11 protein-coding genes are annotated in these 13,744 nt (G+C 74.1%); 4 read left to right on the top strand and 7 right to left on the bottom strand.

Features of this window, described 5'->3' with window-relative positions:
• Positions 1-10: 10 nt before the first annotated feature.
• From ACFY23_RS30300 to ACFY23_RS30290, 3 genes are all read right to left on the bottom strand, one after another.
• Positions 11-505, bottom strand: coding sequence for a DUF2017 domain-containing protein (locus ACFY23_RS30300; protein WP_176737528.1), 495 nt, complete (start codon positions 503-505; stop codon positions 11-13).
• 2 nt (positions 506-507) lie between these two features.
• Positions 508-798: an ATP-dependent Clp protease adapter ClpS gene (clpS, locus tag ACFY23_RS30295; RefSeq protein WP_350676808.1), complete on the bottom strand. Its 291-nt coding sequence runs from the start codon at positions 796-798 to the stop codon at positions 508-510.
• Positions 799-946: 148 nt separating this feature from the next.
• Positions 947-2,500, bottom strand: coding sequence for a hypothetical protein (locus ACFY23_RS30290; RefSeq protein WP_350676810.1), 1,554 nt, complete (start codon positions 2,498-2,500; stop codon positions 947-949).
• 202 nt (positions 2,501-2,702) lie between these two features.
• On the opposite strand from ACFY23_RS30290, the gene ACFY23_RS30285 reads away from it, so the two are divergent.
• The 4 genes from ACFY23_RS30285 to ACFY23_RS30270 all read left to right on the top strand — a co-directional run bounded on the left by ACFY23_RS30285 (position 2,703) and on the right by ACFY23_RS30270 (position 8,562).
• Positions 2,703-5,378, top strand: a complete 2,676-nt coding sequence (locus ACFY23_RS30285; protein WP_350676813.1) for a LuxR C-terminal-related transcriptional regulator — start codon at positions 2,703-2,705, stop codon at positions 5,376-5,378.
• Positions 5,379-5,394: 16 nt separating this feature from the next.
• Positions 5,395-6,681 (top strand): nicotinate phosphoribosyltransferase, encoded by a 1,287-nt coding sequence (locus ACFY23_RS30280; protein ID WP_350676816.1) that lies wholly within the window; start codon positions 5,395-5,397, stop codon positions 6,679-6,681.
• A 13-nt stretch (positions 6,682-6,694) separates the two neighbouring features.
• The gene (locus tag ACFY23_RS30275; RefSeq protein ID WP_350676818.1) at positions 6,695-7,276 is read left to right on the top strand and encodes an isochorismatase family protein; all 582 of its coding nucleotides are present in this window, start codon (positions 6,695-6,697) and stop codon (positions 7,274-7,276) included.
• A gap of 65 nt (positions 7,277-7,341) precedes the next feature.
• On the top strand, positions 7,342-8,562 hold the full coding sequence (locus ACFY23_RS30270) for an MFS transporter (protein WP_350676821.1): 1,221 nt from the start codon (positions 7,342-7,344) through the stop codon (positions 8,560-8,562).
• Positions 8,563-9,087: 525 nt separating this feature from the next.
• On the opposite strand, the gene ctaD is transcribed toward ACFY23_RS30270, so the two are convergent.
• From ctaD to ACFY23_RS30250, 4 genes are all read right to left on the bottom strand, one after another.
• Complete coding sequence (ctaD, locus tag ACFY23_RS30265) at positions 9,088-10,845, bottom strand: cytochrome c oxidase subunit I (RefSeq protein ID WP_350676823.1); 1,758 nt, start codon at positions 10,843-10,845, stop codon at positions 9,088-9,090.
• A 155-nt stretch (positions 10,846-11,000) separates the two neighbouring features.
• Positions 11,001-12,107 (bottom strand): FAD-dependent monooxygenase, encoded by a 1,107-nt coding sequence (locus tag ACFY23_RS30260; RefSeq protein WP_350676826.1) that lies wholly within the window; start codon positions 12,105-12,107, stop codon positions 11,001-11,003.
• Positions 12,108-12,491: 384 nt separating this feature from the next.
• Positions 12,492-13,454 carry an N-acetylmuramoyl-L-alanine amidase gene (locus ACFY23_RS30255; RefSeq protein WP_350676828.1) on the bottom strand — a complete coding sequence of 321 codons (963 nt, stop codon included), beginning with the start codon at positions 13,452-13,454 and terminating at the stop codon, positions 12,492-12,494.
• Positions 13,454-13,618, bottom strand: coding sequence for a hypothetical protein (locus ACFY23_RS30250; protein WP_350676831.1), 165 nt, complete (start codon positions 13,616-13,618; stop codon positions 13,454-13,456). Before ACFY23_RS30250 ends, ACFY23_RS30255 begins: the two co-directional genes overlap by 1 nt.
• Between the last annotated feature and the right edge of the window lie 126 nt (positions 13,619-13,744).

The raw sequence follows: 13,744 nt of genomic DNA, 5'->3' as shown, positions 1-13,744 counted from the left end.
CCGGTCACCCCTAGTCGATCAAGGCGTTGAGCAGGGACTCCTGGAGATACCCGAGGTACGCGTAGACCGACAGTTGGAACACCCGGCTGGAGGTCGGATCCTCGGCGACCGCGTCGTCGAGCTCCTCGCCGAGGTCCGTGCCGTCCTTGATCTCCAGCCGCACGCCCATCGCCAACCGGGCGTCGTTGAGCGCCCGCAGCCACGCCTCGGCCGCCTCCGCGTCGAGGCGCACCTCGCCGCCGGCGGAGTCGGGCAACGCGGCGAGGATCGCCCCGGCCTGGTCGATCTTGCCGGTCTTGAGGTCGCCCTCGGTGTAGCGGCGGAACTCCGCGGTGCCGGACGGGTCCTCCGGGTAGACGTCGGGGAAGAGCCGGCCGACCACCGGGTCGGAGTGGTCGAAGCCGTCGGTGAGCAGGCCGACCACCTCGGAGGCGACCTTGCGCAGCACCCGGACCTCGTCGACGGCGAAGGTGGCGACGTAGCGGTCGCCCTGGCGACGGAACATGCTCACGACCGGTCCACCGTCGCCCACAGCCCGTACGCGTGCAACTGCGACGCGTCGTGCTCCATCCGCTCCCGGGCGCCGCTGGAGACGACGGCGCGCCCCTTGTGGTGCACGTCGAGCATGAGCTGCTCGGCCCTCTCCCGGCTGTAGCCGAAGAGCTTCTGGAACACCCAGGTCACGTAGGTCATGAGGTTGACCGGGTCGTCCCACACGATCGTCACCCACGGCCGGTCGGACGCCGGCACCTCTTCGGTGTCCGGCGTCTCGACCGGTGCAACCTGCGGAGCCGCCATGCCCCCCATCGTGCCACCGGATCCGGCGAACCGAGGAACCGGAACGCCGGCCCGCCGTGGATCACCGCGTCCGGCCTGGCCGGGCGCGTCGGAGGCAGCCCGCGGCGGCCCCGGCGCGGGGCCGGTGGCGCGGTCGGCCCGGTCGCCGTCAGGCGAGCAGGATGCCGTGGTCGACAGCATCGGAGAGCACCCCGTCCAGCGAGAGGCGGACCACCTCGAGCCGCCGGGACACCTCCCGGGCCAGCTCCAGCTCGATCTCGCGCAGTGCGCGCTGCGCCCAGGCGCGGGCGGCGTTGGGATCGTGGTTGCCGGGGCTGCGCCAGTGCTGCCAGCAGCCGCCCGAGAGGGCCACCGCGACGGGCGGGAGCACCTCCTCGCGCTCGGCGCCCGGGCAGCTCGCCAGCGCGTCGGTGGCGCCGGCGCCGGTCAGCCCGGCCACGCCCCCGGTGCTGGTGACCAGCAGCACGCGGTCCAGCTCGTGACCGGCGGGGTGGTCGGCCAGGCCCCAGCGCACCGCGAAGGACAGGCGCCGGCGTACGCCCGCGGACAGCGGCGCGCCGAGGACGCGGCCGGCGGCGTCCTCGACGAGCCGGTTGACCGCGTGGTCGCACTGGGCGGTGGCCAGCAGTGACAGCGCCTCCATCTCCCGGTCGAGCAGCTGCGGCAGGCCGGCGCAGCCGACGCCGAAGACGATCTCCTGCACCACGCGCAGGTGGGCGTTGGCCAACTCCAGGGCGAGGTGCTGGCGGATGCGCTGGGCCCACGAGCGGGCCTGGCCGTCGAGCCGCTCGGACCAGTTGCCCGGGTCGGCGGCCACCGGCACCCGGCCGTGCGCCCCGGGCAGCACCGGCGGGTCGGCGCTGGCCCGCCACAGCCCCTCGTCGGCGGCCCAGCCCACCAGGGCCCGGCGCAGGTCCGCCCCGTCGCCGTCGGCGGCCGCGAACCAGCGGGCGCGGGCGAGCCCCGGAACCGCGGCGAGCAGGGCCGCCCGGTGCGCCTCGACGGTGATCGCGACCGGGTCCACCGGGGCCGGCGCGGCACCCGACCCGACCGGTGCGACGGACGCCCCCGTGCCCTCCGTCGACGCCGGCACGTCGGACACCGGCGACCAGCCGGCCGCGCCCGGGGTGACCGCGAAGAAGACCTCCACCCGGGCGCGGGCCACCTCGGCGAGCAGGTTCAGCTCGACGGCGGTGAAGGCCTGGTCGGCGGCGATCACGAAGAGCACCGCCCCGGACCGGCCCACCGCGTCGAGCAGCAGCCGGGTGCCGGCCGTCCCGAGGGCGCCCGTGTCCGGCGTGTCGACGAGGCTGAAGTGCCGCAGCAGCGGCTCGGGCACGCTCAGCTCGACGCGGCGCGGCGGACGGGCCAGCGCCGGCCCGGCGGCGAACCGGTCGGCCCCGTACGAATGCGGCTGGCGGTAGCCGGGCACGTAGGCGGCCCGGGTCGGCACCCGGGAGTGCCGGACCACCAGCCAGCTCCCGGCCGGCACGGTCAGCATGCCGGGATCCAGCCGGAGCACGTCGGCGAGCACCTCGGGCCGGCCCGCGCCGGCCGGGCCGACGGCGACCACGGCCAGCGGTTCCCCGAGCCCCGGCTCGGTCACCCCGAGCCTGGTGGGCAGGGGACCTCGGCGGGGCAGCTTCGCGGCGTCGGGAATGTCGTCGGGCACGTCGACCGCGGGGAGAGGACCGGACTGCATTCGAGGGCGGCCTCCCAGGGCGGGCGACCGGCGCCGCCGGTCGCGTGGAATCGTCCGGGTCGCACCCCCGGCTGCCGGAAGATTACGGGCGACCAGGGCCCCGACCCGAACACCTCGGATACTTAGGAGTAATCACGAGATTACTCAACTTCGCTGCGTGACGATGCGGGCGCGGACGGATTTCGATGGATATGCTGCCTCGATGAGTCGGTGGAGTTTCGTCGGCCGGACGGATGAGCTCAACCGCCTGTTGTCGGCGGTGACCGGCACGGAGGGGCGGGGCCTCTTCTTCAGCGGGAGCGCCGGCATCGGCAAGAGCCGCCTGCTGCGCGAGGGGGTGGCGGCGCTGCCCCGCGACGGGTACGCGGTGTGGTGGATCGCGGCCAGCGCCACCACCGCCGCGCTGCCGTTCGGCGGGCTGGTCCAGGTGCTCCCGGCCGAGCAGCCGCAGGGCCTGTCCCCCGCCGGCATCCTGCGCTGGGCGGTGGACGTGCTGAAACAGCAGGCGGCCGGTCGCCGGATCGTCCTCGCGATCGACGACGCGCACCTGCTCGACCCGCCCTCGGCCGCGCTGGTGCACCTCGTCGCCCGCTCGGAGAACGCCACGGTCATCGGCACGCTGCGCGACGGCGAGCAGCTCCCGCTGCCCATCCGCGCGCTGTGGACCGACGACCTCGTCGACCACGTCGAGCTGAACCCGCTGGCGCCGGCCGACACCACCCGGCTGCTCTCCGAGATCCTCGACGGCCCGGTCGACGCCACCTCCGCCGACCGGCTGGGCCGGCTCTCGGCGGGCAACCCGCTGCTGCTGCGCGAGCTGGTGTTCGCCGCCGACCGCGGGGAGCTGACCCGCACGTACGGGATCTGGAAGTGGACCGGCCGGCTGGAGCTGGCGCCCAACCTGACCGACCTGATCGACACCCGCATCGGGCAGCTCACCCCGGGCGTACGCGCGGTGGTCGAGCTGGTCGCCTTCGGCGAGCCGCTCGGCCTGCACCTGCTCAACCAGGCCGTGGACCCGGCGGACGTGGAGCACGCCGAGGAGCGCGGGCTGATCGTCGTGGTGCGCGACGACCGGCGCGCCAACGTGCGGCTGGCGCACCCGCTCTACGGCGAGGTGATGCGCCGCCGCTGCCCGGTGAGCCGGACCCGCCGCCTGGAGGCCCGCCTCGCCGAACTGCTGGAGCAGGTCGGCAAGCGACGCCGCGACGACCTGCTCCGGGTGGCGGTCTGGCGACTCGACTCCGGCACCGCCCAGGACCCCACCCTGCTGCTCGACGCGGCCGGGCAGGCGTTCACCCGTTACGACGTACCGCTGGCGACCCGGCTGGCCCGCGCGGCGCTCGACGCCGGCGGCGGCTTCGACGCCGCGGAGCTGCTGGCCACCATCCTGATGTTCGCCGACCGGCCGGAGGAGGCGGTCGCCGTCCTCGACGCGGTCTCCGCCGAGATCCGGGGCGACCGGCGGCTCAGCCGCTGGCTCACCGTGCGGGGCATGGTCAGCTACTGGGGCCTGAGCCGCGAGTCCACCGTGGAGGAGATCGCGGCCCGCGGCTCGACGCTGGAGGACTCCGCCGACCAGGCCCGGGTGCTGGCCTTCGAGGGCATCATGCGGCTGCACCGGCTGGACACCGGCCTCGCGCTGCGGCTCGGGCAGACGGTGCTGGACCGGCCGGCCGCCAGCGTCTCCGCCCGGGAGCTGGCGCGCAGCACCATCGCATACCTCCAGGCGGCGCAGGGGCAGCTGCACCGCAGCGCCGCCGCGATCGACCAGGTGCAGGCCGAGGCGGGCCGGTGGCGGGCCGACATGCCGTACCTGCAACTGGCCCTGGAGCTGGCCCGGGGCACCCGGCTGGCGCTCGCCGGCGACCTGGCCGGCATCGACGCGATCGTGGCCGACGAGTTCGCCGACCTGGCCGGCGCCGGCGACTTCCGGCTCGGCACCGGCTACCTGGCCATCCTCCAGGCGTACGCGGCCCGCCTGCGCGGCCAGAGCGACGCGGCGCTGCGGACCAGCCTCGAGGCGTGCGCGGTGCTCGCGACCAGCCGGGTCTACGCCGGGCTGGCCCAGGCCGAACGGGCCCAGGCGGCGGCCCTGCGCGGCGACGCCGCGCAGGCGGCCGAGGCGATGGCGGAGGCCGACCGCACCCACGCCCCGGGCATGGCCGTGCTGTACCCGTGGCTGGAGCAGGCGCGCGGCGCGGTGCTCGCCGCCGGTGGCGACGTGCCGGGCGCCGCCAAACACCTCGTCCAGCTCGCCGACCGGCTCCGGGCAGACGGCTTCGCCGGCCACGAGGTGCACGTGCTGCACGAGCTGGTCCGGCTGGACCGGGCGACCGCCCCGATCGGCCCGACCTGCTCCGACGGCAGCCGGCGCACCGTCACGCAGCGGCTGGCGGAGCTCTCCGAACGCGTCGACGGCCTGCTCCCGCCGCTGCTGGCCCGGCACGCCCGGGCCGCCGCGGCCGGCTCCGCCGACGAGCTGCTGGCGGTGGCCGACGGCTTCGAGGCGCTGGACCTGGCCGTCTACGCGGCGGAGGCGACCGCCGCCGCCCTGGACCGGCTGCGCCGGCAGCGCTCCCCGGCGGCGGGCGCGGCCCGGGAGCGCCTGGCGGCCCTGCTCGGCCGCTGCGACCTCATCCGCACGCCGGCGCTACAGGCCGGGGCGCCCGCGCTGACCGAGCGCGAGTGGCAGGTGGCCCGGCTCGCGGCGGAAGGCGTGACCAGCCGGGTCATCGCGGAGCGGCTCTACCTCTCCGCCCGCACCGTGGAGAACCACCTGCAACGGATCTACAGCAAGCTCGGCGTGACCGGCCGGGCCGAGCTGCGGGCCGCCCTGCGGGCGATCCCGGGCCACGAGGGCGGGTCGTCCGAGTGAACTCTAGGCTGGGGCGGTGAACACCCTTCGCCCCGCGCTGCTGACCGACCACTACGAGCTGACGATGGTCAGTGCCGCCCTGCGGGACGGCACCGCCGACCGCCGCTGCGTCTTCGAGGTGTTCAACCGCCGGCTGCCCGCCGGCCGCCGCTACGGCGTGGTCGCCGGCACCGGCCGGCTGGTCGAGATGATCCGCGACTTCCGCTTCGACGCCGACGAGATCGACTTCCTGCGCCGCACCGGGGTGGTCGACGAGCAGGCCGCCGCCTGGCTGCGCGACTACCGCTTCACCGGCGACGTCGACGGCTACGCCGAGGGCGAGCTGTGCTTCCCCGGCTCGCCGATCCTCACCGTCTCCGGCGGCTTCGCCGAGTGCGTCGTGCTGGAGACGCTGGTCCTCTCGGTGCTGAACTACGACAGCGCCGTGGCGGCAGCCGCCGCGCGGATGGTCACCGCGGCCCGCGGCCGGGCCCTGATCGAGATGGGCTCCCGGCGGGCGCACGAGGAGGCCGCGGTGGCCGCGGCGCGGGCCGCGTACCTGGCCGGGTTCCGGTTCACCTCCAACCTCGCCGCCGGGCAGCGGTACGGCATCCCGACCGCCGGCACCGCCGCGCACGCGTTCACCCTGCTGCACGACGACGAGCGGGCCGCGTTCGCCTCGCAGGTCGCCACGCTGGGCAAGGACACCACGCTGCTGGTCGACACGTACGACATCAGCCAGGGCATCCGCAACGCGATCGCGGTGGCCGGGCCCGACCTGCGGGCCATCCGGATCGACTCGGGCGACCTCGCGGTGATCGCCCAGCAGTCCCGCGAGCTGCTCGACTCGCTCGGCGCCACCGAGACGAAGATCATCGTTTCCGGCGACCTCGACGAGTACGCCATCGCCGCGCTCGCCGCCGAGCCCGTCGACATGTACGGCGCGGGCACCTCCGTGGTCACCGGCTCCGGCGCGCCCACCGCCGGTCTCGTCTACAAGCTGGTCGAGGTCGACGGCCGCGCGGTGGTGAAGCGCTCCGAGCGCAAGGGCACCATCGGCGGCCGGAAGGTGGCCGTACGCCGGCACAAGCCGACCGGCACCGCCACCGAAGAGGTGATCGTGCCGCAGGGCGTGCCCGACCGGCAGCCCAACGACCGGCTGCTGCAGCGGCCGTTCCTGGTCGGGGGCGAGCCGGTCGACCGGCCCACCCTGGACGAGTCGCGGGAGCACCTGCGGCAGTGCCTCATCTCCATCCCCTGGGAGGGGCTGAAGCTCTCCGGCGGCGACCCCGCCGTCCCCGTCACGGTCGTACCGGCCGACTGAAAGGAGCACTCCGGTGGGCAACGCGTTGATCATCGTGGACGTGCAGAACGACTTCTGCGAAGGCGGCTCGCTGGCCGTGGGCGGCGGGGCCGGCGTGGCGGCCGGCATCACCCGGCTGCTCGCGGCCGAGCCGGACCGCTGGGACCACGTGGTGGCGACGAAGGACTACCACGTCGACCCGGGCGCGCACTTCGGCGACCCGCCGGACTTCGTGGACTCCTGGCCGCGGCACTGCGTGGTGGGCACCCCCGGCTCCGAGTTCCACCCCGAGCTGGCGACCGACCGGATCGAGGCGATCTTCCACAAGGGCGAGCACGCGGCGGCGTACTCGGGCTTCGAGGGGCACGCCGACGACGGCGAGTGCCTGGCCGACTGGCTGCGCCGGCACGGGGTCGACACGGTCGAGCTGGTCGGCATCGCGACCGACCACTGCGTCCGGGCCACCGCCCTGGACGCCGCCCGGGAGGGCTTCGCCACCACCGTGCTGCTGGACCTCACCGCCGCCGTCGCCGCGGAGACCACCGACGTGGCGCTGCGGTCGCTGGAGGGGGCCGGGGTCGCCATGCGCGGGAAGCCTGTGATCAGGGCCGCATGAGGCGGTAAATCGCTGGCGGGTGTCGTACCCCGGGCCGAGGATGTCCCGCGGAGGTACGCACCGACATGAACCTGAAGCCTTACCGGGAGGCGCTCGCCCTGCCCGGTCTCCGGTCGTTGCTGCTGGTGTCGGTGCTCGCCCGCGTCCCGCTCACCGCGACCGGGGTGACCCTGACGTTCTACGTCGTGCTCGACCTCGGGCGCGGCTACGGGGCGGCGGGGCTCGTCGGCGCGGCCGTCACCGTGGGCGCCGCGATCGGCGGCCCGCTGCTCGGCCGGCTGGTCGACCGGCGCGGCCTGCGGCCGGTGCTCGTGCTGACCGGGGTCGCCGAGGCGCTCTTCTGGTCCACCGCCCCGACGCTGCCCTACCCGCTGCTGCTGCCGGCCGCGTTCCTGGCCGGCTCGCTGGCCCTGCCGATCTTCTCGGTGGTCCGGCAGTCCATCGCCGCGATGGTGCCGCCGGAGCGGCGCCGCCCCGCGTACGCGCTGGACTCGATGTCGGTGGAGCTGTCGTTCATGGTCGGCCCGGCGCTGGCCGTGGCGGCGGTCACCGCGATCTCCGCCCGGACGACCCTCTACCTGGTCGGCGCCGGGATCGTCACCACCGCCGTTGTGTTCTGGCTGCTGAACCCGCCCACCCGGGGCGGCGACGAGCCGACCGGGCCACAGCTCAAGGTGCCCCGCCGGGCGTGGCTCACCCCGCGGCTGCTCGCCGTGCTGGCGATCAGCGCCGCCGGCACGCTGGTGCTCGGCGGCACCGACGTGGCCGTGGTCGCCGTGCTCCGGGAGAGCGGCGACGTCGGGTGGACGGGCGCCGTACTCGCCGGGTGGGCGGTCGCCTCGCTGGTCGGCGGTTTCGCGTACGGGGCCGTCAGCCGCTCCTTCTCGCCGCTGGCCCTGATGGCCGCGCTCAGTCTCTGCACCATCCCGGTCGGGCTGGGCGGGGCACACTGGTGGCTGCTCTGCCTGGCGCTGATCCCCGCCGGGGCGCTCTGCGCGCCGACCCTCGCGGCCACCGCCGACGCGGTGAGCCGGCTCGTCCCCGCGTCCGTCCGCGGCGAGGCGATGGGCCTGCACGGCTCGGCCGTCACCGTCGGCATCGCGGTGGGCGCCCCCCTCGCCGGCGCCGTGATCGACGCCTCCGCCCCCGCCTGGGGGTTCGCGGTCACCGGCGCGATCGGCGCGCTGGTCGCGCTGGCCGTGCTCCCGATCGAGCTGCGCCGCCGCCGGACCACCGCCCCGGTCGTCGCCCCCGAGCCCGACCTGGCCCCGGCCACCGCCAACTGACCCACCCGGCGGCCCCGCCGTCGGTGTGCCCTCCGCCCGGCGACACGGCGGAATCCTGCCGTGTACGGCGCGGACGGGTTGTAGGGCCTCCCCCGGCGCAGCGGTCCGTGGTCCCTCGACGCCGGGCGGCACCTCTTGCCGGTGCGGCTCGGGTTCCGTCGACGGGCCGTCGGAACGGGATGCCCCATGCGGCGGCCGGCCGCCGTACTCGGCGTCGACGCACCCCACGTCCATCCGCCCGGCGCAGTCCCACCAGGCGACCGTCGCCGACGGCTTCGTGCTGTGGGCCGGGCGGGGCCGCATGATCCCGTTCGAGTTCCCGCCTCGATCTCGGCGCCGGATCGGTACGGCGTTCCCGGCGGCCGGGCCCGCACGTCCGGTCGGCCGCCGAACGGCGCTGCGGACCGTACCTCCGTCCGGTCGGCTGTCCGCGCCGCTGCCGCACCGGACGGCGTCACCCCCGACAACGGCGACGGGCGCCGACCCCCGGTGGGGGTGGCGCCCGTCGTACGTGGTGCTCGATCGTCAGCGGCGGTCGATGTCGGAGGCGATGTCCTCCTGGTAGCTCGCGCCGCCGTCGGACTCGCTGGTCAGCGGCTTGGCGCCGCCCTCCGGCGGGCCGGCCAGCGTCTGCCCGGCGGCCAGCTCGGGGAACTTGAGGTCGAACGCCGGCCGCTCGGAGCGGATCCGCGGCATCCGGTCGAAGTTCCGCAGCGGAGGCGGCGAGGTGGTCGCCCACTCCAGCGAGTTGCCGTGGCCCCACGGGTCGTCGACCTCGACGACCGGCCCGGCCTTGTACGACTTCCAGCAGTTCCAGATGAACGGCAGCGTCGAGATACCGGTGATGAACGCGCCGATCGTGGAGATCATGTTCAGCGTCGTGAAACCGTCGGTGGGCAGGTAGTCGGCGTACCGACGCGGCATGCCCTCGTTGCCCAGCCAGTGCTGCACCAGGAACGTGGTGTGGAAGCCGATCATGGTCAGCCAGAAGTGCACCTTGCCCAGCCGCTCGTCGAGCATCCGGCCGAACATCTTCGGGAACCAGAAGTAGATGCCGGCGAAGACGGCGAACACGATCGTGCCGAAGAGCACGTAGTGGAAGTGCGCCACCACGAAGTACGAGTCGTGCAGGTGGAAGTCGAGCGGCGGGCTGGCCAGCAGCACACCGGTGAGACCACCGAAGAGGAACGTCACCAGGAAGCCGATCGAGAAGAGCATCGGCGTCTCGAAGCTGACCTGGCCCCGCCACATGGTGCCGATCCAGTTGAAGAACTTCATACCGGTCGGCACGGCGATCAGGTAGCTCAGGAAGCTGAAGAAGGGCAGCAGCACCTGGCCGGTGGAGAACATGTGGTGCGCCCAGACGCTCATCGACAGCGCGGCGATGGCGATGGTCGCGGCGACCAGGCCCTTGTAGCCGAAGATCGGCTTGCGGGAGAAGACCGGGATGATCTCGCTGATGATGCCGAAGAACGGCAGCGCGATGATGTACACCTCGGGGTGGCCGAAGAACCAGAACAGGTGCTGCCACAGCATCGGCCCGCCGGTCGCCGGGTCGTAGACGTGGGCGCCCATGATGCGGTCCGCGGCGAGCGCCATCAGCGCGGCGGCCAGCAGCGGGAAGACCAGGATCACCAGGAGGCTGGTGACCAGCATGTTCCAGGTGAAGATCGGCATCCGGAACATGGTCATGCCGGGCGCGCGCAGGGTCAGGATCGTGGTGATCAGGTTGACCGCGCCGAGGATCGAGCCCAGACCGGAGATGACGAGGCCGACCACCCACAGGTTGCCGCCGACGCCCGGGGAGTGCTCGACGTTGCTCAGCGGCGTGTAGGCGGTCCAGCCGAAGTCGGCGGCGCCACCCGGGGTGATGAAGCCGAGGGTCGCCATCGTGCCGCCGAAGAGGAACAGCCAGTAGGCGAAGCTGTTCAGCCGGGGGAACGACACGTCGGGCGCGCCGATCTGCAGCGGCACGATGTAGTTCGCGAAGGCGAACACGATCGGCGTCGCGAAGAACAGCAGCATGATCGTGCCGTGCATCGTGAACAGCTGGTTGTACTGCTCGGGCGACAGGAACTGCAGCCCGGGTCGGGCGAGTTCGGCCCGCATGATCAGGGCCATCAGGCCGCCGATCATGAAGAACGCGAACGCGGTGACCATGTACATGATCCCGATCTGCTTCGCGTCCGTGGTCCGCAGCAGCCGCGCGATGGCCGACCCCTTGACCGGTGCTCGGACCGGCCAGGGCCGGGTCACGACCGGCTTGGGTGCGACGGTGGTCACGAGTGGCCTCCGGTTCTGGGTTGTCCCGCTCGGCACGCGCTGGTTATCGGCGGGCCGTCATCCGCAAGGAGGATAGTCCCCGGCAGGTGGCTGCGCCGCGTGGGGTGGTCGGGTAACCTGCGCCACCCGGTCCGGAGGGCGCGCGCACACCGCTCCTAGAGCGGGCCGAGCAGCAGCCGGTAGTGCTCGCCGAAGATCCGCCCGCCGCGCCCGCGCAGCAGCGGGTCGCGCAGCGCCGGCGGCACGTCCCGGGTCCGGTTGCGGTCGCGGGTCCGGTCCCGCACCCATCGCGTACGCGGGCGACGACGACTCTCGTACGCGGCCAGCGCCGCCTCGACGTCGCCGGCCGCCCGCAGCGACTCGGCGAGCACGACGGCGTCCTCCAGCGCCATCGCCGCGCCCTGGGACAGCGTCGGGGCGGTGGCGTGCGCGGCGTCCCCGACGAGCAGCACCCGCCCCCGGGACCAGCGCCCCAGCTCCACCTCCTCGGTGACCCCGACGTGCACCCGGTCCAGCACCTCCAGCACCTCCGGCACCGGCCCGCCGTAGTCGCCGAACAGCTCGCGCAGCCGGGCCACCGGGTCGGCCGGCGCGAGCGTGCCCGCCTCGTCGGCGTAGCAGTGCAGCCGCCCGGCGCCGAGCGGCACGGCCAGGAAGCCGGCACGCTGGCCGAGCAGGGCGGTCCACTCCGCGAGCCGGGGGCCGCCGCACACCACGCTGCGGTAGACGACCTGGCCGGCGGGCTGGGGCGGGCCGCCGAGCGCGGCGAGGGCGCGGACGGTGGAGCGCGGCCCGTCGGCGCCGATCACCAGGTCGTACTCGGTGGCGGTGCCGTCGACGAAGGTGACGCCGACCGACCGCGGCAGCAGGTCGAGGGTGCGCACCTCGGCGCCGTGCCGGACGGCGCCGCCGGCCCCGGTGAGCAGCACGCGGTGCAGTTCCGACCGGGGCAGGGCGCGGCACTCGCCGACGCCGGCCCAGAGGGCGTCGAGGTCCACCTCACACAGCGGCGCCCCGGCCGCGTCGAGGAACCGCTGGCGGTGGATGACCTGCCCGAGCGGGCGGACCGGCCCGTCGAGGTCCAGCCGGCGCAGCGCCCGGGCCGCGTTGCCGGGCAGGTAGAGCCCGGTCTCGGGGTTCTCGCCCGGGGGCAGCCGCTCGGTGACGTCGGGCCGGAAGCCCACCATCCGCAGCGCCCGGGCCACGGCCAGGCCGGCGATGCCCGCGCCGACGACGAGGATGCGCAGGGGGAAGCCACCCATGGTGGTGTACGCCTCCGGAGGGGTGCGGAACGCGTTGGAGGCAAGACACTACTCGGCGCAATCGGCACACACCAGAGTCAATCGTCCCACTCCGAAACATTCCTCGGAGGGCGCACCACGTTGCACGGGGGACCACCTGCCCACCGCAGGGCTCGGGCGTGACAAACCTCACCTACCCGCCCAATACCCCAGCCCTGGGACGTGCAGGTTTCAAAGACGTAAATGCGCCGACAGGCACCGCAGGTTCCCGCGCCCCGCGCGTCACCGACGAGCTTCACACCCGGCGGGGTCGCCTGCCGGCGCTCCTGAGCACCGCGCCGGACGCGCGACGTCCGCCATGCCTCCCCCGGGGCCTGGCGGACGCCGCGTGGATCGGACCGGCGGTCAGACCCGGGTGAGCCGGACGGCGTCGGCGATGATCAGGCCGCTGGCGGAGCTCCACCGGCTGACGGCGACCCGGTTGGCGTCGCCGGCCGGCAGGGTGAAGGTGCCGAGCGTGCGCCACTGCCCGCCGGTGATCCGCTGGTCGACGATGATCGTCCGGTTACCGGTGGTGGTGGACACGATGTACGGCGTCGCGGCGTTGTAGCCGGCGTTCGCCGGCCACCAGGCGTCGACCCGGTAGCTCGCGGTCGCCGGGACGTTGAACTTGTACCAGGCGGCGTCGCTGGCGGCGACCGGGTTCGCGTACCGGTAGTCGGCGCCGTAGCGCTGCGTCGAGTACGTCGAGGTGCCCCAGTTGGCGCTGGCGGTGAACCGGCCGGCGGTGGAGTTGTCCACCGTGGAGGTCCAGGCGGTGCCGCCCGCCATCTTCGCGGCGACGTCGGAGCGCATCTTGTTCAGGTCGATGAACGACGGGTCGATCTTGCCGGTGGTGCTCGTCTCGCGGTGCCCGCGGGCGTAGCTGGCGTCCCTGCCCAGCCGCTTGAGCACGGCCGCGGTGGCGGCGATCGACGCGTTGTACTGCGCCGCCGTCATCTCCTGGCTGACCCCGTTGTAGTCGATCTCCCAGCCGATCATCAGGGTGTTGCCGTCGCCGGCCGGGATCGGCCCGCTGCCGCCGCTGACGCCCGCGTGGTTGCAGCGGCCGGCGGAGATGACGTGGAAGACGCCGTGGTAGTCGACGAGGGCCTGGCAGAGCGGGCCGGGCAGGTCGGAGCGGCCGTTGATGCAGACGTTGAGCGCCGGGTGCGGGTTGGTGGCGCTGGAGGTGGCGGCGGTGTGGTGCCAGAGCACGCCGATCGGGTTGAAGTCCCCCGGGCGCATCCGGTTGAGCCAGTCGCCATGGGTGACGACCTGGACGCCCGCCCCCCGAAGGACGTCCACCAGCCAGGGGATCGTGGCCATCAGGACTCCCCGAACAGGTCGGCGAGGCACTCGGCCTTCGGCGCGGCGATCGGGGCGGCGCTGGCCGCGGCGGGCTTGGCGGCGACGGCCACCGCGGTGGCCGCCAGGGCCGACATGCCCAGCAGCCTGCGGCGGCGCAGGCGGGCGGGTCGTGACGCGTTCATGGGGGCTCCTTCAGCGAGGGCGGAGGGGTTCCGACCGACCGATGAACTGGTGACGCGCACGCTATATCGTCACGAGCATCTATGTCGATACCCTTCATCGCCCCTATTCAGGCTGAAGGAATTTGG

The organism is Micromonospora sp. NPDC000121 (assembly GCF_042899165.1).
Lineage (GTDB): Bacteria > Actinomycetota > Actinomycetes > Mycobacteriales > Micromonosporaceae > Micromonospora.
Note: the sequence above shows the minus strand (reverse complement) of the source record. Positions and strands in the feature narration are given on the sequence as shown.

Coding starts and splice junctions, on each gene's coding strand:
- ACFY23_RS30300 (WP_176737528.1), bottom strand. CDS start 505: ATGTTCCGTCGCCAGGGCGACCGCTACGTCGCCACCTTCGCCGTCGAC.
- clpS (WP_350676808.1), bottom strand. CDS start 798: ATGGCGGCTCCGCAGGTTGCACCGGTCGAGACGCCGGACACCGAAGAG.
- ACFY23_RS30290 (WP_350676810.1), bottom strand. CDS start 2,500: ATGCAGTCCGGTCCTCTCCCCGCGGTCGACGTGCCCGACGACATTCCC.
- ACFY23_RS30285 (WP_350676813.1), top strand. CDS start 2,703: ATGAGTCGGTGGAGTTTCGTCGGCCGGACGGATGAGCTCAACCGCCTG.
- ACFY23_RS30270 (WP_350676821.1), top strand. CDS start 7,342: ATGAACCTGAAGCCTTACCGGGAGGCGCTCGCCCTGCCCGGTCTCCGG.
- ACFY23_RS30260 (WP_350676826.1), bottom strand. CDS start 12,107: ATGGGTGGCTTCCCCCTGCGCATCCTCGTCGTCGGCGCGGGCATCGCC.
- ACFY23_RS30255 (WP_350676828.1), bottom strand. CDS start 13,454: ATGGCCACGATCCCCTGGCTGGTGGACGTCCTTCGGGGGGCGGGCGTC.
- ACFY23_RS30250 (WP_350676831.1), bottom strand. CDS start 13,618: ATGAACGCGTCACGACCCGCCCGCCTGCGCCGCCGCAGGCTGCTGGGC.